This is a genomic window from uncultured Faecalicoccus sp. (assembly GCF_944327125.1).
Lineage (GTDB): Bacteria > Bacillota_I > Bacilli_A > Erysipelotrichales > Erysipelotrichaceae > Faecalicoccus.
Genome location: NZ_CALVGO010000001.1, coordinates 41,263 through 62,821, shown reverse-complemented (window position 1 = coordinate 62,821; position 21,559 = coordinate 41,263). Strand labels below are relative to the sequence as shown.

Sequence of the window (21,559 nt, the reverse complement as noted above, 5' to 3'; positions counted from 1 at the left end):
TCTTATATAATAGGGATACATGGAGGAACTACAATGGATCAGCTACGTGAAGAACTTTTAAAAGAATTACCTGAATTTGAAAGAAAGACACAATTATTCTATCAAAAAGAGATATCAATCAAAGACTACAAGGGATACAGCGGTGGCTTTGGTTCCTATGCCCAGCGCGGCGGCAGTACCTTTATGCTGCGATTGAGAATGAATCAGGGACGCATCACAAAAGAAAAACTAAAATTTCTTGTCGAACAATGTGAAAAATACGACATTGAGCGCACCCACTGTACAACTTGTCAAACCGTCCAGCTGCACGATGTGAAACCGGAGGCTTTGACACCAATCATGAAAGAAGCTTTAGAAAAAGGAATCATTACACGCGGAGGCGGAGGCGATTTCCCACGGAATGTCATGTGCTCTCCCTTATCCGGCATTGATCCCGAGGAGCCTTTCGATGTTTACCCCTACGCCAAACAAGCCGGCGAATATTTATTGAGCATTATCAACAAATATTCTCTTCCACGAAAGCTGAAAGTAGCCTTTTCCAACTCTAAAGCCAATGAGACTCATGCCAATTTCAGAGACTTGGGCTTTATTGCCAATGAAGATCATACCTTTGATGTGTATTGTTGCGGAGGATTGGGAAACAATCCAAGGATGGGGGTCAAGGTTGGAGATCATATCAACCCCAAAGACATCTTATATTACGTGAATACTATGGTTCTCCTTTTTATGGAACACGGAAATTATACCAACCGTGCCAAAGCCAGAACACGCTATTTACAAGAAACACTGGGAATCGACGGAATCCAGAAGGAATTCAAAGAAAAAGTGGAACGTGCCATGAAAAATCTGGATCATGATGTTTCCCCTGTCTCAAATCCAATCTCAAAAACAGGACCTCTTTGGAACGATCTGCCTAAACGGGTAATTGCCCAGAAACAAAAAGGATTGTATGCAGTGTATTATCATCCTTTGTGTGGAAATATGACAACAGCCAAGTGGAAAGAACTTTGGGACGTGATCGAGAATATGGAAGATGTAGAGATTCGTTTGAGTCCGCAGGAAGATCTGTATATCGTAAACTTGACCGAAAAGGAAGCCAGAGAAGTTCTTAGCCATACAGACGATGGAGCCCGCACCCAGTTTGAAGCCAGCGTCAGCTGTATTGGCGCCGCAACCTGTCAAATTGGTCTTCGCGACTCCAACAATGTCTTAAAAGCCCTGATTGAAGCACTTCGTCCGTATGATTTTGAAGAAGGAGTCCTTCCTAAGATCTATATTTCCGGCTGCCCAAGTTCCTGCGGAGCCAACCAGATCGGAGCCATTGGCCTTCAGGGGTTCACAAAACTGGTAGATAAAAAACCTTATCCGGCTTTCAAGATGACCGTACAAGGACAGGCCTCTATGGATGCGACCCAGTTTGGAAAAGAAGTTGGACTGATCTTACAAGATGACATCAATGCTTTCTTTATCGAATTGGGACAAAAAGTCACCCGGGCACACCAGACCTTCGATCTCTGGCAAAAAGAAAACGCCGACCAATGGCAGGCGTTACTGGAAAAATATCTGTAAAGATTTGGACGTCCGGCATGCGATCGCCATAAGGAGAAAATCCGGTACAATGGATACCAGAACGCCATTGAACAAAGAAAACCAGAGAGGGATATGCGTTTCCATTAAAACAGGGAAAGAAAAATAGTAATAGAGATTCCCAATCAAGTAGTATAGAAACAGACCGACAACGCCTATTTTGAAATAATCCAAAAGGCATGTGGGTCTTTTTCTTTGTTTCAAAGCCGAACAAGAAATGGAGCAGCAAAAGAAACCTAAAATAAATCCAAAAGTAGGGCGCATGATATAGGAAATTCCGCCGCCACTGGCAAAAACAGGAAATCCAATCAGCCCCATCAATATATAAACGCCCATGCTCAAGATCGCATAATGGACAGGAAGACAGAACCCGCAGACAATGCATACAAAGAGCTGCAAGGTGATATGCATTGGATAATATGGAGTGGGCAAAGTAATCTGAATATACGCCGATATGATCATCAGCGTCAGAAAAAGAGCACTTCGGCTAAAAAGCTGGATGGGTTTCATAAACGATCCTTTCCAAGGTCTTTTCATCTTCCAGGCAGGAAACAAATCGAGAGTCCGGATATTGTTTCCTTAAAAATGAAGAATCCAGCATACTGACCACAACGCTGTTTTTCGTACTCGCTTTCTTGTTCGTATGCATGATCAGGTTCTCGTTTGTTTTGACATAACAGGAAGGATCAAAATGAAGGACCTGACTCGAAAAAGAATAGGAGTTCAGGACCTCTTTTCCCTTTTTGACATAATTTCCCCATTCCCAAAACAGAAAGACAAAATGCACTTTACACTGCAAGTCCTGCAGAAGTTCACAGAATTCTTCCAAACTTACATCCTGATGACGTTTGGATAAGAAAAACGTACCTATCGCATAGTTTGAAAAGTTCTTTTTGGCTTTCTCCTGTAAAATACAGCACTGAAGCCTGGCCCGAAAAGAACTGCCTCCATGAAGCAGATACACAAGGCCTGGCAAATCGATGCATTCATAAAGAAATTGAAGATGTTCCCGATTCAGCTTTAAAAGGACAGGACTGAGCTGGCGGTTTTTTAAACGTTCTCGAATCGCTTTTAATAGTTGTAAGGAGGTATTCCAATCGTTAAGTATCGCCCTGTTGGCCGCTGGAAAAGCACCCTTTGTATGACAGGCCAGGACAAGATCCTCATTTCTTGATTCAACCATGGCATAGGTATCCTGGTCTTGCTCTAAATGGCAAGACATAGTCAAAACACTGTGTTTTTTCGCCTCTTGAATAAACATCTTGTTTGCGAAAACATCGTCTGTGCAGGCAATGGCCAAAGTGGCATTGGGCAGAAGCTTCATCAATTCCGAATAGGTCAAGATCGTAACGTTCAAATCCTTCCATTCTGGTAAATATTTCAAACTGCACAGATACACTTTAGCACCAGCGGATAAAAACTTTTTAGCTTTGCGTAAAGCGACCTGACCGCCTCCCAAGATACAGACGATATGATCCTGCATTTCAATATCCAGACAAACTCTCATAATGACTCCTCAAAAAATTCGACCATCCGCGCTATCAGGGCTTCTTTGGAGGAAGGACAAGGATGAATGTTTTGAAAACCCAGATCTATGGCTTTCTCTTTGGAGCGATGATCGAAACAAAAGAGATCGATCTTCCGATCGATGCCATGGGCACAAAGAATCTCCAAAGTTTTAGGACTGGTAACACATAGAGCATCCATTGATTCTTCCGGCAAAGAAAAATCATTGGCAACGATCCTGTAACAGCTAAAAGAAGGAAGCGGGCAGGATACACTCTCTTCTTTGATATAAAGACACCGGCTTTTTGAATCGATAGACGCAAACATCGCATTTCGATGATCTTCCATATGATCAACGATCAATCCTCTTTGACAAAGAGCATCCTCGGTTTTCTTTCCAATGCAAAAGATCTTTTTATCAGAAAGCGAACGAATATCAATTTGTTTCCTGTTCAGATACTGAAAAAAACCAGTCACAGCATGTTTTGAACTGAAAATCAAAATATCGTGGTCATCCAGTAAAAGATCGTGGCTAGATGTATATTCAATGTGTCCTACCTGACGATGGTACGTATAGATTCCTTTATTTAAAGTGAGATCTTCTATGGGAAAACGCTCTTCATCGATCGTGCAGAATAGTGCCTTTTTGGAAAAACAAGAAAGTCGTTTTGTATTATCGAAAAATTCTTGATTGCGGGCTACTTCTCCCAATACGATCAACAAAGGAGCTGTATAGGGTGTGATGTCTTCTTGTAGGATCTCTTCTAAAGTCGATGTCAAAACTTTTTGCGAAGGATAGGTCAAATGCGATCCCAAGGCAATCGGTGTATCTTTTGGCATCCCGTGATCCATACAATTTTGCGCAAGCTCTTTGATTTTGTGCGACCCCATAAAAAAGATCTGTGTATTCTTCTCTCTGGCAATGGCATCGTAATCCAAATGATCCTTGCCATCTTGAAAGTGCATCGTATGCACCACAAACCCAGTCGATGTATTGCGCTGCGTTACAGGAATCCCCGCAAACCCCAGGGCCCCAATCGCACTGCTGATGCCGGGAATGTATTGACAGTTGCAGCCATGTTCCAGCACATACCGCATTTCTTCACTTCCCCTGGCAAACAAAAAAGGGTCTCCTCCCTTTAAACGAACAACTTGTGCGTATTCGTTGTCTTTTTCCACCAATAAACTAAAGATGTCTTCCTGAGGAAAAGAATGTTGATGTCCGCGTTTACCAACACAGATGCATTCACAGTCATTTTTGGCATACTGCAGGAACTCTTTATTGACAAGATGATCATACAAGATACAGTCACAAGTTTCTAATATTTTCTTTGCCCCTAATGTAAGCATATCGGGATGAAAACAACCCGCACCTATAAACCAAATCATCTTTTTTTCTCCTGTAATCTCTCATAAAGAATGCTGGCTGTTTGGGACTCCTTTTCCATAGGAAGAACCTCTCGAATCACACTAATGTCTTCCATAGATGTTCCCAGACAGGCATAAGCCAGAATATGATCGTTGTCAAACTGGATCATACATCCGATTGGATCATGGCATCCGGTATTGCACAAAGAAAGAAATTCTCTTTCAATTTCTACTTCTCTTTGCGAAATGGTTCTCTTTGGCAAACCGGCATACAAATCTCTATCTTCCTTACGAATTTGCACGGCAAGGGTTCCCTGTCCGCAAGCCGGGACAAGGATCGAAGGATCCAGGATCTCATCCACAAGATCATCTTTAGAAAGCCTTTTTAAGCCGGCCATGGCCAATACAATGCCATCCAGATCCATCTTTTTAAATTTTTCAAGTCTTGTATCAATATTTCCCCGTATACTTACAAACTCAATATCCGGACGCACCTGATGGATACAAGCCATCCTTCGGATACTGCTGGTCGCAATGCGGGCTCCTTTTTTGAGTTCCGTCAAAGACTGGTGATCTTTTGAGATCAAGGCATCTCTTTTATCTTCGAATACAGTAAACGGCAACAACATCAACCGATCGTCACTTATAGAACTCACATCTTTCAGTGAATGCACAGCCAGATCGATGGTATGGTCAATCAAGGCCTGCTCAATTTCCTTGATAAAAACCCCCGTCGTCGGCATCTGGTACAAAGGAGTTTGAAAATCCTGATCTCCCTTTGTGGAAATAGAAACGATTTGTGTTTCCAAATTTGGCAAAAACTTTTTTAAAGACTCTATAGCCAGCTGCGTTTGGGCTAAGGCCAATCTTGACTTTCTTGTTCCAACATGGATTCTCATAAAATCTCCTTCCTAAAGGGGAAAAAGAAGATCCTAAGATCTTCTTACTTTGTCATTAAAACATGATCCATGAGAAAATGCCCTAAAGCACTTTCATCATTTGTATATTCACTCACAACATTGGCCACCGCTTTGGCCGCATCGCAGCCGTTTTTCATACAGACGCCCATTCCCACTTTCTCAAGCATCTGAATATCATTGGCCTCATCACCAAAAGCCACGCAGTTTTCCAGATTTACTCCAAAATGTTTACAGAGTTTCTGTATCCCATAGCCTTTGTTGATAACGGGATCACAATATTCAAAAAGATCGGGAGCGGTCGTAAAACCTACACAATCAAATCGGCGGAAAGATTTTGATCGTTCGATCACTTTAGGCATATAAGCAGGATCGCAGTATATGATCAGCTTGTTTACCGTCCTTTCTTTTAAGAACGTTTCCAAATCGATCTCAATTTCTGTTTCACCAAACATTTTGGCATGAGCACGGGTTTCCGGTGTAGATTTGTTGGTGTAGCGAATGTCTCCAACCAATACGAAGAAAATCACATCCATATCCTGATAAAAGTGAATAATATCCAAAACAATCTTGCCATCCAACAAATGATATTCCTCTTTTGTCCGTCTACGAATATCGTAAATGGCGCCTCCATTCATTCCCATGATAAAGCTGACACTGTCAGCAATCTGCCATTCATCCAACATGGCGCGAACGGTTTCAATCGGTCTTCCCGAAGCAATTCCAAATAAAATGCCTTCGTTTTTCAACAAAGAAATTGCCTTGCGGTTTAAATCTGAAACTTGTTTCTGACTGTTTAAAAAAGTTCCATCAAGATCCGTGGCGACCAAAGTAACTGTGTGCATAACTTTTCTCCTTTTTTTCTGTTTTCATTTATTTATCTTCTTTGTGAAACCGGGCAATCAAGACCTTGTCTCCCATACTGTGGGTCACGATCTGTGTCAACGGATTGCCTCGATGATCATACCACCCATCAAAAACATATCCTTTTTTATAGGCAGGTAAAAGTTTTACCGTAGGACTGAAATATGTATAAATATGCGGGTTTCGCCGAGATGAAACACCTCCGGAAGCATCATAGCGAATGTGATAAATGCTCACTTCCCAACGAGCATATAAAGTACATGAAGAAGAGATCTTATGGTCAAAAGAAAAGGGGTGCTCAAACTGAGGATCGTAGTACCAGCCAACAAAATCGTAACCCAGTTTCAAAGGATGCCGAAACGGTTTGATCTTTCCCTGACCGTCCACTTGTTTGGGTTCGATCAGACCGCCACCATTACTTTCAAAACTCACCGTACTCAGCTCCTTGAAATGAGCCACCAGAGTGATCTCGCTGGTCTGTCCTTCAGGGATGATCTCGATCTTTTTTCCATTCAATGTCCAACCATCAAAAGCCATACCTGGTTTTCGAGCCGGATGAAGGCGCAGGACACCAGACTCTACATTTAGAAAATTAGGATTGAGTCGGGAATTCATTCCGCCATTCAATTCATAATGGATCTTATACCATATAGGCACCCATTTATCATAGAGAGTCATTGTCGTAGGAAGGATCCCCCCTGGATTTAAACGTTTGGTACATTCTTCGTCAATATACCATCCTACGAAATAATATCCCTTTCTTAATTCCTGATTGGTTTCATTTTCCATCTTTATTCCCCTAACTGATTCTTCCCTTATAAAATTTATTCATTGAATTTGAAAATGGGTTTTGTTATAATACTTGTGCTGTCCTCGTAGCTCAGTTGGATAGAGCATGCGCCTTCTAAGCGCACGGTCGGGGGTTCGAATCCCTCCGAGGACGCCACTTTTGATTTCAAAGCTCTTGTTGATCAAGAGCTTTTTTATTACCAATAGAATTATACATAATCCTGACGTTGAATATCAATCTTTTCTCTGCGACTTTCTATACCTTCCCATTCAAAGCGTATATAAAAAAGCCAGCAGCTGCCGGCATGTATAGATTCCTTTTTAAAAATCCCACTCTTCCTGATGAATGATCTTTACATCGACTTGGTCTCCATCAATATTGACCAATGCATAACTTGGTGATTTTCCATCTCGAGGAAGCCTGGCTGAACCGGGATTGACAAGAAGCATATCATTTGTCTTTGTGATGCGAGATACGTGTGTATGGCCATAAAACACAATGTCACAATCATATTCCTTGGCAAGCCGTTCCAGATTTTTTTCTCTGTACAAGTAAGAACAATGGTGTGAGTGCGTTACGTAAATACGATGTGTTCCTGCCCTCAGCCGTAAATGGTCTCTAAATTTTCCATAATCATTATTCCCTTTAACAATCAGCCATTGCGGATAAAGCCGGGGATCGTCTTCCAAATCACCACAATGAATAAAGGCATCCGCTTTTTTATATTTTTCTGTCAGTGCATGAAGAATCTCATTTTGCGAATGAGTATCACTAATCAAAACAATCTGCATATCCTATTCCAGTTCCTCACTAAAATTCATTTGTTCCATTACGTTGTCCTTTTCTTTCATCGCCTTGGCATTTTCTTTCCCTACATAACGAAGCACAAAAGGATCATATGCATGTCCGGTCTGGCTTTCTTTACCACGTGGATAACGCACCACAAAACCAAAACGATAAGCATTTTCTTCCAGCCAGGAGATTTTGGATCGTATTGTCTGGTCTAATGCATCCAATATTAAATCGTATTGATGATCCTTATAAACTTCTTCCTGAGACAAGACCTGCGTACGCCACTGGTTATAGCCTTCCAGGGCCACTGTATATCCTAACTGAAATTCATTTTCTCCGGCAGGAAGGAAAACTGTATCCACGTACTCAGGAGAAACCGTAGATAAAGAAGTGTATTCCGTAAATATATTTTCATATGCGGTATACCCTTTTTCCAACACCAGGGAATCCGAACTTTCCAGCATCGACTTATAGGCATTGTTCATATCTTCATAGGCATCCATGGCTTCCTGCTTCAAAAATATGCCATGCCCGGAAACCAGATCTTGGGGCGCATATTTATACACAGAGGTTCTATTATTTAAAACCAGCAAAGGCCATGTAGGGTCTTCCACAAGTTTCAGAGTCGGATTGTTTGTCATTTCGTTTTCGTAGAAAGTTGTCAAATCCAGATAAGAATAATGCTTCAACAAAGTTTCCAGAGAACCCGCAGTAAAGTGCGTGCGGTAACGATTCACAAAATTTACGATATAGTCGTTTTCCTGATTTTGAGTCTCTTTGCAGAGCGTATACAGCCGGCAATAACGGATATCGAATCCGGGAACATCAATAAAATCCATAAATTCGTCCGGATGAATCTGATTGGAAATAATATAATCGATATCATCCGAATCCAGATACGTCAAAATCTTTTCTCTATTTTGATCATTTGCGTAAGGATAACGAGCCAAAGGGTCATAGGTCTGATTCATCGCCCAGAAACAGGCCGAAAAAATCGTCAGGCAAAATAAGATCAGCACGATCCTGGCAAATAATTCTTTTTTTTCCTTTACCATACGGCCGTATTATATCATGATTCTTTCCCATTATGAAACTGAGCATAGACTAAGTAAGCCGTCTTTTCCGGAAGAACTTCACGAAGCTGTTCCACAGAGGCTTCCTTGATTTTTTTCATGCTTTTAAAATGTTTCAACAATTCTTTTTTTCGCTTCGGTCCGATTCCTTCGATCGTATCCAGGATGGATCTGGTCATCGATTGCGATCGAATCTTTCTATGATATGTGATTACATAACGATGGACCTCGTCCTGCATTCGCGTCAACAAAAAGAACAAAGGTTCTTTCTTATCCAGTGCAAGTTCCTGAAGATCTTCGTTCATCAAAGCTCTGGTGGTATGTTTATCGTCTTTGACCAGCCCGGCAATCATCAAATCGATTCCCAATTCTTCCTTGATTTGTTTGGCCGCCTGGATCTGCTGGCTTCCTCCATCCACGATCAAGAGATCCGGCATTTTTCTGTCTTCCATCAAAAGACGAAAATATCTTCGGTATAAAACTTCTTTCATACTGTCAACATCGCTTTGATAAGTGTCGAGTTTATAATGCCGGTATTGGCTTTTATCCGGTTTTCCGTCTTCGTAAACGACCAGCCCGCTCACATTGAACGCTCCTTGAATATGGGAATTATCAAACAGTTCTACTGTATGGATCTCTTTTTTCATCAACGAGGAAAGTCTCTGATTGGCTTGCGCCAGCTCTTTGTCTTTGCGCAAAGCCAGTTCAAATTTCTGTTCATGGGCTTCTCTGGCATTTTTCTTTACCAGATCAAGCAAAGCTTTCTTCGCTCCCCTTTGCGGAATATAGACTCTACACTGCAGCACCTGTTCTAAAAGTTCCACCGGTGTCCCTTCAGGAACCAGGATCTCTTTAGGAATCATATTTTGTTGATAATACTGCAGAATAAAACTGACAAAGGCCTCCATGGGATCTTCAAACAGCTCCTGTATAGCCAAGGTGCGCTCCAAAAGTTTTCCATTGCGAATAAAAAATCCCTGCAAAGAGATATATCCTTTGTCTTCATAATACCCAAAGGCATCGCGAATCTTGCGGTCCTTGAAATCAATGGTCTGTTTTTCCATCACATGTTCAATGGATTGAAGAATCTCGTGGTATTCCTGTGCCTTTTCAAACTCCAGGTTCAAAGAAGCTTTCTCCATCTTATCTTTAACCACTTTGATCACTTCACTGGAATCGCCTTGAAGAAAACGGCGAATCTGTTTTCGGTATCCTTCATTTTCCTGATGATCGATTTTCTGGAAACAAGGCCCTAAACATTGATGCATGTGATAATACAGACAAGGGGTTTTGGGCATGGTCTTGCATTTGCGGATCGGATACAGCCGATTGATCAGCTTTACGATATCATAACAAGACTGTGCACTGGGATAAGGGCCAAAATATTCATCTTTTTTATTCTTGATGTTCCGTGTAACCTGCACAGTAAAATATTTCTCTTTGGTCATCACAATGTAAGGATAACTTTTGTCATCCATGAACATGATGTTAAAGGGAGGCTGATTCTTCTTGATCAGATTGATTTCCAGAAGAAGGGCCTCTTTTTCGCTGCCGGTCACGATAAATTCAAAATCGTGTATTCGGGAAACAAGACGGGTCGTTTTATTGTCATGAACCCCATGAAAATAACTGCGTACCCGATTTTTTAAGACCTTGGCCTTACCGACATACAGAATGTTTCCCCGGACGTCTTTCATGATGTAACAGCCGGGCTGATCCGGTAAAAGAGCCAGCTTGTTTTTTAGAAGTTCAGATATTGCCATATCGTTCACCTACTTTAAAACAACAATGGTCGCTCCTAAACCGCCATCGCTGGGACCTGCTGCCATGTATTCCTTTACATTGGGATGTTTTTTTAAATCATTAAGAACAGCCGTTCTTAGTTTTCCTGTTCCCATTCCGTGAATAATGCGAACTTGTTTGATTTGATGAGCTACACATTGATCTAAATAATGATCCAATGCCGAAAGCCCTTCCTGCACATGATATCCGATAATATTTAATTCCAAAGGAACGCGGGTAAATACCTTTTCTTTTCTTTGTTTGAAAACCGGCTGTTGTACCTTGGGACGTTTTATTTTATGCAGTGTATTGGTCTTGACCTTCATTTTCATACCATTGGTCAGAACAGTGGCTTCTTTTTTCTTTAAATCAATGATTTCTCCATGAGTATTCAGATCCGCAATCTTAACGTAGTCTCCCACAGAAAAGACTTCATCGTTGTTTTGTTCTTTTGTTTCCGGTTCCAATTGGGACAAGTCATGAAAAAATTTCGTCTGTTCATGAAGCTTCAAAGTATCCTTTTTATGAAGCTCTTTAAACAACTCATCGGCCTCTTTTTCTTTTTGGGCAAGCATTTCTTGAAGCCTTTCGTTATACTCTTTGTCAAAACGCTCTTTCTCTTTTTCCCATTTTCGTTTATTCTCATCGGCTTCTTTTTGTATCTGATGTGCCTTACGAATCAGTTGGTCAAACTTTTCTTTTTCCTGTACGACTTCATTTTGAAGACGTTCCAGCTTTTCCAATTCCTTATTGTTCAGATCTTCTGCCTCTTCCTTAAGCGCTTTGGCTCTTTCCAGGATCTTAGGATCCAACTGATACTGACGGGCAATATAGAACGCATAACTTGCACCGGAGACTCCAGGAATATAGCGATAGGTAGGCTGCAGGGTGTCTTTATCGAACTGCATGGTTGAAACTAAAACTTCAGGATGCGTTTTCCCAAATGTCTTGACCGCATTATAATGTGTACTTGTGATAATGGTAGCCTCTTTATGGGCCAGATACTCCAGTATAGCAATCGCCAGTGAACTTCCTTCCAGGGGATCGGTTCCATTGCCCACTTCATCCAGCAGGACAAAAGAATGCCGATCGCAAGAAGAACAGATCCTCGACAAAGACGATATATGACTGGAAAAAGTCGACAAGTTGTTTTCGATAGACTGCTGATCACCGATATCAAACCATAAAGAACGATAATATGGCATCATGGCATGATGCGCCGATACTGGAAATCCACTATGGGAAAGAGCGACAAATAATCCAATCGTTTTCAAAGTGACCGTTTTCCCACCCATATTCGGGCCCGTGATCATCAGAATTTTCTGGTTGGATCGTAACTGGTAAGTGTTGGCCACAACTTTTTTTTGATCAATCATGGGATGCCGGGCATTTTCCAGCTTTAAAGCATGATCTTTGGTCTGCAGCACAGGGACACAGCCATCATAGTCTTTGGCCCATCGAGCCTTGGCAAATGCACAATCCAAAAGCGTCAAGGTTTCCATATTTGACAACAGGGTTCTTTCTTTTTTGGCAACCTGCATAGAAAGTTCTTTACAGATCCGCATTTTTTCCTCTTCGATTTGAGAAAGCACGAGCTGAATCTGATTGTTGAAAGGAACAAAGGCAGAAGGTTCTACGTAATAAGCCAAACCACTTTGGGATTGTCCATGGATCATACCGCCAAAGGCATTCTTTTCTGAAGCCTTGACCAATACACAAACCCTTCCTGAAATGGAAGTTGTTAAATTTTCCATCAAACGCATACTGTTGTGTTTGACAAAATCGCGTGTTTTGGAGGTCAATGCACTTTTTGTTGAAGAAAGCTCATGGAATTTTTGAATCAGCGTCACCGAGGCATCTTCTTTGATGGACCCGGTGGCATCCACGCACTTTTGAATCGATTTCATCAATTCTGTGCAAGGATCCATGGTAGCGGCATATTCCTGGAGCTTGGTCTTTTCTTCCTGTTTTAAAGTATTGATCACGCGTCTTATAACGGTTAATACCGATTGGATCTCCCAAAGTTCAGATGGACTCAGCGTCATTTGTTTGGATGTTTTTTTTATGGATTCTTCAATATCAAAACATCCCTGAAGTGAAAGCGTGCTTCCGCTTTGAAACAAATGAATGGAATCTTCAACCAGCTTCAGATCTTCCTGGATCTGATATAAGCTCAAATTCGGTAAAGCGGCCTTGATTTTTTCACAGCTCAAGGAAAAAGAAGTATAACTGGAAAACTGCTGAAGAACTTTATCAAAATCAATGGCATGATTTAATTCGTTACGAAATTGTATTTCCGTGCGCATACTCTTCTCCTTCCCAATAATCGATCAAAATATCCATCGAAGGCTCCACATATCGAAGAACCGAATGTTGAACAAATTCATCACCAAAGCGAATCAATGGACACTGCAGCACCAGAGTCAACGTGATTCCCAGAAGAAAAATTTTGATCATCCCCAGCCCTAAGCCTAAAAGATGGTTCAGTAAAGATAATTTTGTTTTTTTCCTGGAAGAAAAAACAAAAGCCAAAATACGGTAGAGGATCCTTAGCCCTATAAAGAGAATCAAAAACCAGAGAAATATGTTGACAACAGGCATCGTTACTTTATCGACGATTTCCCACAGCTTGTCTTTGTTATCTAGAGATACAATGGGAAAGACACTGGCCAGTTCAGGGCTTAAAAGGATCGATACGATCAAGCTGATCAGATACGTCGTCACATCGGTAAGCTGTCGAACAAAACCTTTTCGATAGGCCAAAAACAAAATCAAGACCGCAATCAGAATCAAGCCAAAATCGTAATAAACAAAATAACGTGTATTTAAAGTCATATTGATATTGTATCATAAATCAATCAATAAAAAGGCAAGAAAGCCGATTCTATGATACACTTTGGGTGGTGATTTCATGGCAACATATACGAAAACAATGACTGCAAAGGAAATTGGAGATTTAAAAGAAAGACTCTCTTCTCATATCATCAAAGAGAGCCAGCCTGACTACACATACTATCAAATCAAAACAGAGGAATGTACGATCACAGCCTACACTAGCGGAAAGGTCGTCTTTCAGGGTCAGGATCTGAACTGGATGAAAAGTGAAGACTCTGACTACGAAATCTATCCGCAGGCAGGAAGTGATGAAGTAGGTACTGGTGACTATTTTGGACCTGTTACTGTGGCCGCCTGCATCGTTGATCGGGATGCTTCCATAAAACTCAAAGAATTAAACATCCAGGACTCCAAACAAATCCCGGATAAAAGAATCGTACAGCTGGCTCCACAAATCAAAGCCTGTTGCCCACATTCCATACTGATCGTGCAAAACGCCAAATACAATTCTGTCCATGCCGTACACAACATGGTGGATATAAAATGCCGCTTGCACAATCAGGCATATATCAATTTGAAAAAAAAAGGATTTATCCTTCCTAAAAAGATCATCATTGATCAATTTGTCCAGGAAAAAAGCTATTACCGTTATCTTCAGAATGAACCGGAAGTGGTCAAAAACATTCATTTTGAAACAAAAGCCGAAAACAAATATTTATCGGTGGCCTGCGCCAGTATATTGGCAAGAAATGCCTTTCTGGAATCCATGGATAAAATGGAACAAGCCTACGATTTTCATTTTGAAAAAGGAGCTGGTTCCAACGTTGATCGCTGCGCCCGAGAATTCGTCCAGCGATTTGGTCGTGATGCCTTATTCCAGGTTGCCAAGCTGCATTTTAAAAATACAGAACGTATTGATTTAACGGATATTTAATTACGCTCTTACATCTTTTCACTATAATGAAAACATGAACGATCCAAAATGGTTTCGAAGAATGAAATGGATATTGTGTGGATTGAGCATCGTTTCCATCTGGCTGTGTTTTTGGAAAAGTCAGGTATCGGTCGATCCACTTGAGCTCAAGCTCTTCATTCGCTATACCATAATTCCATTTTTCTTGTTGTTGTCTGTGCAGCTCATTGTCGGTGGAATTCTCCTGTTTCAAAAAAGAAAACCGCTCGACTGGACCTGGCGGAAACGGATAATAAATACCACAGTTTCCATCATTGCCATGATCATGGGACCGTTGTTATGTATTCAAAGTGTCATTCTGCCTCTCTGTGAAATTCCTTATCTTCAAAACCCACAAGTCTTACGGTTAAAAGAGGTTACTTTTGATTCCGTTACGTTTGAAGTATCCGGAGTAGATCAAAAAGGAAACAAACATACATATGAATATTCTCCTCATCTGCAGCCTGACACTTCAAAAAATGAAGTTATTCTGGAAATGCTTCCGATTTCAAAACTGGTTCTTTCTATCAAATAAAAAATGGATCATCCACATAGGAAATCCATTCTTTTTCTCTACTCTGCAATGATCCAATTCCCCTGTCTTATCCATCAGTCAGAGAACTTATCATAGAACTTCATCGTTTCCAATACACTGGTATCTTCAATTGGATTATCATCCAGTCGGAGCGCTTCCAGTAACTGGAGATCTTTCAACGGTGAAACATCCGTAATATAGTTGGCTTTCAGCGTTAACGATCGAAGGAATTTCAGCTTTTCCAATGGTTTCAGATCGGTAATGGCATTGTGGTCTAAGCGAAGATACGATATAAAGCCAAGGTTTTCCAATGGTTTCAGATCGGAAATCACATTGTTGTAAAGATCCACATTGCACAGGTCCACCAAATCTTTTAACGGACTGATATCTTTGACATCGTTATTTTCCAAAGATAAGATCTGCAGCTGTTTCATATCTTTCAAGCATCGAATATCCTTGATCTCGTTTCGTCCTACATTCAGATTGACCATGTTTTTCATGCTCTTCAAAATCGAGATGTCTTTGATTCGGTTGGTATACAGATCCAAATACACTAATTTGGTAGCTTTCTTCAAAAAATCAATGTTTTCCAGCTGACAGAACTGCGCCTTGAAAACTTCAAGATTTTCGACAGCCTTAAAACGATTCATGTTTTTGATCTCGTTTTTAGAAACGTTGAGACGTTTCAAATTCTTCATCTTGTTTAAAAGGCTTAAATCGGTAAATCCTGTCTGCTGCAGATGCAGGGACTCACAAAGTTCGAGATCTTTAAGAAAATTAAAGTTATCTGCCTGGTTAAACGCAATGTTGATGGAAGTCAGATTACAAAAATCCTTTAAGACGTCATAATTATGAATATAAGGACAATTCGAAAGGTTCAAACGTTTTAACTTTTTCATCAGCATCAACGGAGAAATGTCGCTCATCAAGTTGGTAGAAAGATCCAATTCCTCAATGTTTTCCAAGTAGGAAAGATCCTGAATATTAAACAGACGCATACCCGCCATATGCAGTTTTTTTAGATTCTTCAGAGATCCCAGAATCGCAAAACTAAACGGACCGTTTTCTGTATTGATGAACACTTCTTTTAGTTTCTTACATCGTTCCAAGTATTCCAGGCTGTCTACTTTTGCCCGCTCCAGATTCAAATATTCCAAATCGATCATGGCCGCCACACTGCTGATATCCATCGTGTACAGCTTATTTCGGGACAGATTCAGCTTTTTTAACTGACGATGTCCATGCAAAGCCTGAAGGTCACGGATCTGGTTACGGGAAACATCCAAGACTTCAAGATTTCTCAGATCCCGAATAGGATCCAATTCTTCCAGATTATTATTTGAAACGTTGAGCACTTCAAGATTTTCGGCGTATTCCAGGCCTTCCAAGGTCTTGATTTCATAGTCTGGTGCTTCCAGATGTCTCAGCTCCAGCATTTTTTCCGGCGTTAAATCTTCTTCTTTAACACGTAAAGTACGTGCGGTAACTTGTCGCAGTGCATCGTCCTTGATCAACATAGTACAACCCTCTCAATCTATCAATTTAATAATACAACAAAACAAGAAGGTTGTGCACTGAAAAACAAAGAAAATGGTAGAATTTAACATGGTTCTTACAACAGATAAAACGTAAATTTATATGATAATATACTTTAGAATCTCCTTTTAAAAAATGGACAAAATGGTCTATGAGTGTTATTATTTAGGTAATCAAGTTATCGTCTTGAATGATTGCGAGTATGAATACTTATACCCTCAGTTAACAACAGAAGATAATGGAATAGGAGGTTTGCATGAACACTGGTAAGGTAAAATGGTTTAATGCCGAAAAGGGGTATGGATTCATCACCGGTGAAGATGGTAAAGACGTATTTGTTCATTATTCATCAATCAACGCTGAAGGATTTAAAACTCTTGACGAGGGCCAGACGGTTACTTACAACATCATAGAAAGTGATCGCGGTAAACAGGCAAGTGATGTGACTGTGGTCGAAGCTGAATAATGTACGATGTTGTACAAAAAAACGCACATAGGTGCGTTTTTTTATTGAATCTATTGTATAATAAAGCTATGGAACTTACACGTTACGAAAAGGCAAAGGCCTTTGTTTATGAACAATTTGCCAAAATCCATAATGAGCCTCTGCGCATTGCGGCGATCAGTCATACTGCCATGGTGGACAGCTGTGTGACCTTATTGGCCATCACGCGATCCATTTCAGTTGAAAAGGCAAAAATTGCCGCTTTGTTCCATGACTATGCGCAATATATCGACAATTGCGCCCATAGTGAACATGCCCGGCTTTCCAGCCTGCACGCTCACCAGTATCTGTCGCAATCGAAAGAGTTCAAAGTCTATGAAATCGACGATATCTGTTTTGCGATCGCTCAGCATTCCAAAAAAGAGCTTTTTGACTCACCATTGTGTGAATTATTGAAAGATGCCGATATTCTGGCTCGTTTTCTGGAAAATCCAGACAAGCCGCCAACCGGCATCAGAAGACAGCGTTTGATTGATGCCCTGGCGGACATTCAAACTTAGAATTTCTGATAATGCAGTTCGACTTTTGGATCGATCTGCTTTTTTATTTGTTCAAGAGCCTTTAAAAAACGGTTTCTGTCAAAAACGATCCAATCGATATAGGAGTAGCTCTTTCCAATCGCTCCCCCGATCACTCTGGCACAATGGGTCTTATTCATGAGTTCATTGAGCTGTGAAGAAAGGTTTTGACGAAACAGAGCGTCTTCTCTAGATCCAAAAGGATTGGAATAATAGAGATAGCCAAACTCTCCTTCCTTGGCTTCCAGATCTTTTATGACATCGGTTTGCCCTTCAATGGTTTCTTCAATCAGTAAAGGATGGGTCGTAAAGATAAACTTCATATCTTTTCGCAAGGAATCATGGGCAAAATCCTGCATCGGCTGATATACACTGTAAATTTCAAGCGGAGTGTTATAGGTTTTCCATTGATTCTTTTCTACATGCTCCATCAAAGTTTCATAAGCGTCTACCAAGTTACAGAAAGGCGACTCCTTTTTAGGCTGATCTAAAAAATCAACCTTTGAGATATAGGCCTCATAAGCACATTGTCCTAAAGCCAGCTCCAAAAGATACATTCCCATTTCCTTTTTGTTCTCCGAATTTTTGATCAACGAGAACCCTGGGCAGTAGATCTCACAGTTCCAGGTTTCCTGTCCAGGCACTGTTTCATAAAAAAGGAGAAAATCAGGAAGCGCATAAACTTGGTCTTTGATCTGGACCTGAGCTTGAATGGCCTTTTGCGAAAGCGGAGGCAGCGAAGAATTCAATATCCATGACTTTGAAATCGATTCAGGTGCCATGGCGCAAACAAGATCGGCAATGTACTGAACGGTTTTATTTGGGCCTGTATCCCATGTCAGTTCAAAATCCGAATAGGCATTGTCCACAAAGAAATGGCAGCCGAAATCTTCATAAGCCGCCGTATCGAGTTCTTCGATGATTTCCATGCATTCTTCATATTTTTGTTGTGTTAGATACTCTTTGATCTGGCGTTCTACCTTTTCAAAAGATTTCCAGAATTTTACAGCGTTTTCTCTAGTGCTCATCGATATTCTCCTAACTTCGGTATCAGTTTTTCAGCGATTTTTTGATGTCCTTGCAGATCCAGGTGCAGGGCATCAAATTGACCGGCAACAACATCTTCCAAATCATAAAAATCCACTTTCCACTTCTCACAGACTCGTTTTAAAGGTTCTTTCATATTTTCAATGATACGATAACCCTCCTCGCTGAAATTGGCCCATGTGAATTCACGATCTCTAAAGCCTGGATGCATCTTTGGCGGACAAAGGACAAGAATCTTCGGTTTTTTGGATGCGTGTTTATAATTCTCTGGATCCATTACCTCATGAAGAAGCATATCCATCCCCTTTTCGATGGAAGATGCGGCATTGGTACCATAAACCCGTTTGGCATCATTGGTTCCTAACATAATGACGATCAAGTCCAGAGGAACGTGTGTTTTAATCACCATGGAAACCGTTTTCGTTCCGTTTCGCTGCTCAAAGCTGTAAGGATCTTCATGACAAATCGTTCGCCCGCAAAGGCCTTCTTCTATGATCTCATCTTCAGGACACGCCTTCTGGATCAAAGCGGTAAACCGCTCTGTATATCGAAGCCCGCTTTGCGCATCGTATCCCCATGTATTACTGTCTCCATAAAATAGTATTCGCATTCGGATTCCTCCATAACTTGGTTTCGGTAATCAAAATATCCATATCCACATCGTATTGTCCCGTAGAAAACTCATCTTCCTGAAGATCAAAAGCCACACCAATCTTTAAGGCTTTCGTCTTTTTTAAATAGCGGTCATAATACCCTTTTCCATATCCTCGTCTATGAAATCCGCAAAAGTTGACCATAGGAACAACAATCACATCCAAAGATTCTGGATCCACGGCGGGTCCAGAGGGTTCCATAACACCAAAAGCGCCTTCTTTTAAGTTTCCGTCAAAAAGAATAAATTCCATATTCTGGTTATCCAGCACTTTGGGCAGAAACACTTTTCCTTTCGCCAAAGAAACTTCCATGATATCCACTTCTCCCAAAATCGGCATATAAGCACCGATGTTTCCTTCTAAAAAAGGCAAAAGTTTCTGGACTATTGCCTTTTCTTTTTGTTGTCTTTGAATGAGCGAAAGATGTTTTCGCTTATGAATGGTCGCTTTTCTATCCAATCGAATCACTCATATCAAGCTTGAGCATTTGATTGAGCTCTACCGCATATTCCATCGGTAATTCCCGCGTGAATGGTTCTAAAAAGCCCATTACGATCATTTCAGTGGCCTGAGAACGGGACAAACCGCGGCTCATCAAATAGAAAAGCTGTTCCTCGGATATATTGGAAACGGTCGCTTCATGCTCGATTTGCGAAGTATCATTTTGCGAGAAGTTCAATGGAATCGTGTCGCTGCGAGAGTACTTATCAAGAATCAGGGTGTCACATTCAACTTTGCTCTTGGCATATTTCGCATTTTTAGAATGGGTAACCCAACCGCGGTAGTTGACCTCGCCTCCCTGACGAGCTACCGATTTGGAAATAATATTACTGGTGGTATAAGGAGCCAGGTGAATCATTTTACTTCCGGCATCTTGCTTTTGTCCTTTGCTTCCCACGGCGATGGAAACCGTAGTTCCTTTGGCATATGGTTCTGCCAGAATACAGGCCGGATATTTCATGTTGATATGAGAGCCAATGTTTCCGTCGATCCATTCCATATGACCATTTTCATAAACTTTTGCTCTTTTGGTCACCAGATTGATAATGTTGTTGGACCAGTTTTGAACCGTACTGTAGCGGCATTTGGCATCTTTATGAACATAGATCTCAACCACAGCTGCATGTAATGAATCTTTGGAGTAGATGGGGGCCGTACATCCTTCAACGTAATGCACATCTGCCCCTTCATCAACGATGATCAGCGTTCTCTCAAACTGTCCCATACTCATGGAATTGATTCGAAAATAAGACTGCAGCGGTTTTTCTAGTGTAACGCCCTTGGGAACGTAAATAAAGGAGCCTCCAGACCATACTGCCGTATTGAGCGCAGCGTATTTATTGTCTGTGTAAGGAACGATCTTGCCAAAATACTTCTTTAAGAGTTCCGGGCATTCTTTCAAAGCGGTATCGGTATCAAAGAACAATACCCCTTTTTCCTGAACTTCTTCAAGCATATTATGGTAGACAACTTCACTTTCGTATTGTGTGCTGACACCCGCCAGAAACTTTTGTTCCGCTTCCGGGATCCCTAGCTTATTGAAAGTATCGCGAATCGTATCAGGAACTTCATCCCAGGATTTTTCCTGTTTTTCACTGGGTTTTATATAATACGTATATTCGTTAAAATCAATATGACTTAGATCCGGACCCCATTCTGGATTTTTTTGTTCGACAAAGGAGTGATACGCTTTTAAACGCAGATCCAGCATCCATTCGGGTTCCTTTTTGATTTTCGATATCGTTTTGACAACGTCTTCATTTAAACCCTTCTGGGTCTTGAACACACTGGTGTCTTCATCATGAAAGCCATATTCATATTCATTTGAGAGATTGATTTCATTTTTTTCCTTCATGATTGCCCTTCACTTTCTTTGATCATGTCTCGTAGCGCTTTCCATCCAATGGTTGCACAATTGATTCGATTGGCTTGTTTCCCCACATTTTGAAACGCAACAGCTTCCTCTAAAAGATCTTCATCATATTCTTTCTGATCGATCATCGAGAAGTAGTTTTGAATGATCTCTTTGGCTTCTTGCGTGGTTTTTCCCTTTACCAGTTCAGACATAATGCTGGTACTGGCCGTTGAAATCGTACAGGCTTCGCCATCAAAGCGTACGTCCTGGATCGTATCCTGATCCAATTTGACTTGAACGGTAATATCATCGATACAGGAATCGCTGGCCATGTGTTTGGATAAATACCCTTCTTCATTTGTCAATTCGTGATTTCTTGGATACTGATAATGATCCATAATGATATCTCTTAATAATTTAGGATCGATTTCACTCATTGTACCC

Annotated in this window: 22 protein-coding genes and 1 tRNA gene; 6 read left to right on the top strand and 17 right to left on the bottom strand. The window is 40.9% G+C overall.

Features of this window, described 5'->3' with window-relative positions:
- Nucleotides 1-33: 33 nt before the first annotated feature.
- A complete protein-coding gene (locus Q0K03_RS00340) occupies nucleotides 34-1,569 on the top strand; it encodes a nitrite/sulfite reductase (RefSeq protein ID WP_297236541.1) in 1,536 nt (511 codons plus the stop codon).
- On the opposite strand, the gene Q0K03_RS00335 is transcribed toward Q0K03_RS00340, so the two are convergent.
- Genes Q0K03_RS00335 through Q0K03_RS00310 form a run of 6 tightly spaced genes read right to left on the bottom strand, consistent with a single transcriptional unit; the run spans nucleotide 1,549 to nucleotide 7,031 of the window.
- On the bottom strand, nucleotides 1,549-2,097 hold the full coding sequence (locus Q0K03_RS00335) for a biotin transporter BioY (protein WP_297236539.1): 549 nt from the start codon (nucleotides 2,095-2,097) through the stop codon (nucleotides 1,549-1,551). The two genes, Q0K03_RS00340 and Q0K03_RS00335, sit on opposite strands and share 21 nt — an antisense overlap.
- Nucleotides 2,075-3,094: an NAD(P)-dependent oxidoreductase gene (locus Q0K03_RS00330; RefSeq protein ID WP_297236537.1), complete on the bottom strand. Its 1,020-nt coding sequence runs from the start codon at nucleotides 3,092-3,094 to the stop codon at nucleotides 2,075-2,077. Before Q0K03_RS00330 ends, Q0K03_RS00335 begins: the two co-directional genes overlap by 23 nt.
- Nucleotides 3,091-4,482, bottom strand: a complete 1,392-nt coding sequence (gene cobA, locus Q0K03_RS00325) for a uroporphyrinogen-III C-methyltransferase (protein WP_297236535.1) — start codon at nucleotides 4,480-4,482, stop codon at nucleotides 3,091-3,093. The genes Q0K03_RS00330 and cobA overlap by 4 nt, the downstream gene beginning before the upstream one ends.
- Nucleotides 4,479-5,360 (bottom strand): hydroxymethylbilane synthase, encoded by an 882-nt coding sequence (gene hemC, locus Q0K03_RS00320; RefSeq protein ID WP_297236533.1) that lies wholly within the window; start codon nucleotides 5,358-5,360, stop codon nucleotides 4,479-4,481. The genes cobA and hemC overlap by 4 nt, the downstream gene beginning before the upstream one ends.
- Nucleotides 5,361-5,404: 44 nt before the next feature.
- Nucleotides 5,405-6,223: a Cof-type HAD-IIB family hydrolase gene (locus Q0K03_RS00315; protein ID WP_297236531.1), complete on the bottom strand. Its 819-nt coding sequence runs from the start codon at nucleotides 6,221-6,223 to the stop codon at nucleotides 5,405-5,407.
- A gap of 28 nt (nucleotides 6,224-6,251) precedes the next feature.
- Nucleotides 6,252-7,031 (bottom strand): InlB B-repeat-containing protein, encoded by a 780-nt coding sequence (locus Q0K03_RS00310; RefSeq protein WP_297236530.1) that lies wholly within the window; start codon nucleotides 7,029-7,031, stop codon nucleotides 6,252-6,254.
- Nucleotides 7,032-7,111: 80 nt separating this feature from the next.
- Between Q0K03_RS00310 and Q0K03_RS00305 the strand changes: the two genes are divergently transcribed.
- A tRNA-Arg gene (locus Q0K03_RS00305) sits at nucleotides 7,112-7,188 on the top strand.
- Nucleotides 7,189-7,352: 164 nt separating this feature from the next.
- On the opposite strand, the gene Q0K03_RS00300 is transcribed toward Q0K03_RS00305, so the two are convergent.
- The 5 genes from Q0K03_RS00300 to Q0K03_RS00280 are packed head-to-tail and all read right to left on the bottom strand — an operon-like array spanning nucleotide 7,353 to nucleotide 13,514.
- Nucleotides 7,353-7,823: a metallophosphoesterase gene (locus Q0K03_RS00300; protein WP_297236529.1), complete on the bottom strand. Its 471-nt coding sequence runs from the start codon at nucleotides 7,821-7,823 to the stop codon at nucleotides 7,353-7,355.
- Nucleotides 7,824-7,826: 3 nt separating this feature from the next.
- On the bottom strand, nucleotides 7,827-8,879 hold the full coding sequence (locus tag Q0K03_RS00295; RefSeq protein WP_297236528.1) for a M15 family metallopeptidase: 1,053 nt from the start codon (nucleotides 8,877-8,879) through the stop codon (nucleotides 7,827-7,829).
- A gap of 14 nt (nucleotides 8,880-8,893) precedes the next feature.
- Nucleotides 8,894-10,660, bottom strand: coding sequence for an excinuclease ABC subunit UvrC (uvrC, locus tag Q0K03_RS00290; protein WP_297236527.1), 1,767 nt, complete (start codon nucleotides 10,658-10,660; stop codon nucleotides 8,894-8,896).
- A 9-nt stretch (nucleotides 10,661-10,669) separates the two neighbouring features.
- The gene (locus Q0K03_RS00285; RefSeq protein WP_297236526.1) at nucleotides 10,670-12,985 is read right to left on the bottom strand and encodes an endonuclease MutS2; all 2,316 of its coding nucleotides are present in this window, start codon (nucleotides 12,983-12,985) and stop codon (nucleotides 10,670-10,672) included.
- Nucleotides 12,960-13,514, bottom strand: a complete 555-nt coding sequence (locus tag Q0K03_RS00280; protein WP_297236525.1) for a CvpA family protein — start codon at nucleotides 13,512-13,514, stop codon at nucleotides 12,960-12,962. Before Q0K03_RS00280 ends, Q0K03_RS00285 begins: the two co-directional genes overlap by 26 nt.
- 76 nt (nucleotides 13,515-13,590) lie before the next feature.
- On the opposite strand from Q0K03_RS00280, the gene rnhC reads away from it, so the two are divergent.
- Both rnhC and Q0K03_RS00270 read left to right on the top strand, forming a co-directional pair.
- On the top strand, nucleotides 13,591-14,448 hold the full coding sequence (rnhC, locus tag Q0K03_RS00275) for a ribonuclease HIII (RefSeq protein ID WP_297236524.1): 858 nt from the start codon (nucleotides 13,591-13,593) through the stop codon (nucleotides 14,446-14,448).
- A gap of 34 nt (nucleotides 14,449-14,482) precedes the next feature.
- Complete coding sequence (locus tag Q0K03_RS00270) at nucleotides 14,483-15,001, top strand: hypothetical protein (RefSeq protein WP_297236523.1); 519 nt, start codon at nucleotides 14,483-14,485, stop codon at nucleotides 14,999-15,001.
- A gap of 74 nt (nucleotides 15,002-15,075) precedes the next feature.
- Here Q0K03_RS00270 and Q0K03_RS00265 read toward each other — a convergent pair whose 3' ends face one another.
- Nucleotides 15,076-16,518, bottom strand: a complete 1,443-nt coding sequence (locus Q0K03_RS00265) for a leucine-rich repeat domain-containing protein (RefSeq protein ID WP_297236522.1) — start codon at nucleotides 16,516-16,518, stop codon at nucleotides 15,076-15,078.
- Nucleotides 16,519-16,793: 275 nt separating this feature from the next.
- On the opposite strand from Q0K03_RS00265, the gene Q0K03_RS00260 reads away from it, so the two are divergent.
- Both Q0K03_RS00260 and Q0K03_RS00255 read left to right on the top strand, forming a co-directional pair.
- Nucleotides 16,794-17,003, top strand: coding sequence for a cold-shock protein (locus Q0K03_RS00260; protein WP_297236521.1), 210 nt, complete (start codon nucleotides 16,794-16,796; stop codon nucleotides 17,001-17,003).
- A gap of 68 nt (nucleotides 17,004-17,071) precedes the next feature.
- On the top strand, nucleotides 17,072-17,542 hold the full coding sequence (locus Q0K03_RS00255) for an HD domain-containing protein (protein ID WP_297236520.1): 471 nt from the start codon (nucleotides 17,072-17,074) through the stop codon (nucleotides 17,540-17,542).
- Here Q0K03_RS00255 and Q0K03_RS00250 read toward each other — a convergent pair.
- The 5 genes from Q0K03_RS00250 to sufU are packed head-to-tail and all read right to left on the bottom strand — an operon-like array spanning nucleotide 17,539 to nucleotide 21,552.
- The gene (locus Q0K03_RS00250) at nucleotides 17,539-18,588 is read right to left on the bottom strand and encodes a hypothetical protein (RefSeq protein WP_297236519.1); all 1,050 of its coding nucleotides are present in this window, start codon (nucleotides 18,586-18,588) and stop codon (nucleotides 17,539-17,541) included. The genes Q0K03_RS00255 and Q0K03_RS00250 overlap by 4 nt on opposite strands.
- On the bottom strand, nucleotides 18,585-19,217 hold the full coding sequence (locus Q0K03_RS00245) for a GDSL-type esterase/lipase family protein (RefSeq protein WP_297236517.1): 633 nt from the start codon (nucleotides 19,215-19,217) through the stop codon (nucleotides 18,585-18,587). Before Q0K03_RS00245 ends, Q0K03_RS00250 begins: the two co-directional genes overlap by 4 nt.
- Nucleotides 19,189-19,719, bottom strand: a complete 531-nt coding sequence (locus Q0K03_RS00240) for a 5-formyltetrahydrofolate cyclo-ligase (protein ID WP_297236515.1) — start codon at nucleotides 19,717-19,719, stop codon at nucleotides 19,189-19,191. The genes Q0K03_RS00245 and Q0K03_RS00240 overlap by 29 nt, the downstream gene beginning before the upstream one ends.
- Entirely contained in the window at nucleotides 19,712-21,115 is a 1,404-nt protein-coding gene (gene sufB / locus Q0K03_RS00235) for a Fe-S cluster assembly protein SufB (RefSeq protein WP_297236513.1), read from the bottom strand. The genes Q0K03_RS00240 and sufB overlap by 8 nt, the downstream gene beginning before the upstream one ends.
- Nucleotides 21,112-21,552: a Fe-S cluster assembly sulfur transfer protein SufU gene (sufU, locus tag Q0K03_RS00230; RefSeq protein WP_297236511.1), complete on the bottom strand. Its 441-nt coding sequence runs from the start codon at nucleotides 21,550-21,552 to the stop codon at nucleotides 21,112-21,114. Before sufU ends, sufB begins: the two co-directional genes overlap by 4 nt.
- Nucleotides 21,553-21,559: the final 7 nt, after the last annotated feature.

Coding starts and splice junctions, on each gene's coding strand:
- Q0K03_RS00340 (WP_297236541.1), top strand. CDS start 34: ATGGATCAGCTACGTGAAGAACTTTTAAAAGAATTACCTGAATTTGAA.
- Q0K03_RS00335 (WP_297236539.1), bottom strand. CDS start 2,097: ATGAAACCCATCCAGCTTTTTAGCCGAAGTGCTCTTTTTCTGACGCTG.
- Q0K03_RS00330 (WP_297236537.1), bottom strand. CDS start 3,094: ATGAGAGTTTGTCTGGATATTGAAATGCAGGATCATATCGTCTGTATC.
- cobA (WP_297236535.1), bottom strand. CDS start 4,482: ATGATTTGGTTTATAGGTGCGGGTTGTTTTCATCCCGATATGCTTACA.
- hemC (WP_297236533.1), bottom strand. CDS start 5,360: ATGAGAATCCATGTTGGAACAAGAAAGTCAAGATTGGCCTTAGCCCAA.
- Q0K03_RS00315 (WP_297236531.1), bottom strand. CDS start 6,223: ATGCACACAGTTACTTTGGTCGCCACGGATCTTGATGGAACTTTTTTA.
- Q0K03_RS00310 (WP_297236530.1), bottom strand. CDS start 7,031: ATGGAAAATGAAACCAATCAGGAATTAAGAAAGGGATATTATTTCGTA.
- Q0K03_RS00300 (WP_297236529.1), bottom strand. CDS start 7,823: ATGCAGATTGTTTTGATTAGTGATACTCATTCGCAAAATGAGATTCTT.
- Q0K03_RS00295 (WP_297236528.1), bottom strand. CDS start 8,879: ATGGTAAAGGAAAAAAAAGAATTATTTGCCAGGATCGTGCTGATCTTA.
- uvrC (WP_297236527.1), bottom strand. CDS start 10,660: ATGGCAATATCTGAACTTCTAAAAAACAAGCTGGCTCTTTTACCGGAT.
- Q0K03_RS00285 (WP_297236526.1), bottom strand. CDS start 12,985: ATGCGCACGGAAATACAATTTCGTAACGAATTAAATCATGCCATTGAT.
- Q0K03_RS00280 (WP_297236525.1), bottom strand. CDS start 13,514: ATGACTTTAAATACACGTTATTTTGTTTATTACGATTTTGGCTTGATT.
- rnhC (WP_297236524.1), top strand. CDS start 13,591: ATGGCAACATATACGAAAACAATGACTGCAAAGGAAATTGGAGATTTA.
- Q0K03_RS00270 (WP_297236523.1), top strand. CDS start 14,483: ATGAACGATCCAAAATGGTTTCGAAGAATGAAATGGATATTGTGTGGA.
- Q0K03_RS00265 (WP_297236522.1), bottom strand. CDS start 16,518: ATGTTGATCAAGGACGATGCACTGCGACAAGTTACCGCACGTACTTTA.
- Q0K03_RS00260 (WP_297236521.1), top strand. CDS start 16,794: ATGAACACTGGTAAGGTAAAATGGTTTAATGCCGAAAAGGGGTATGGA.
- Q0K03_RS00255 (WP_297236520.1), top strand. CDS start 17,072: ATGGAACTTACACGTTACGAAAAGGCAAAGGCCTTTGTTTATGAACAA.
- Q0K03_RS00250 (WP_297236519.1), bottom strand. CDS start 18,588: ATGAGCACTAGAGAAAACGCTGTAAAATTCTGGAAATCTTTTGAAAAG.
- Q0K03_RS00245 (WP_297236517.1), bottom strand. CDS start 19,217: ATGCGAATACTATTTTATGGAGACAGTAATACATGGGGATACGATGCG.
- sufB (WP_297236513.1), bottom strand. CDS start 21,115: ATGAAGGAAAAAAATGAAATCAATCTCTCAAATGAATATGAATATGGC.
- sufU (WP_297236511.1), bottom strand. CDS start 21,552: ATGAGTGAAATCGATCCTAAATTATTAAGAGATATCATTATGGATCAT.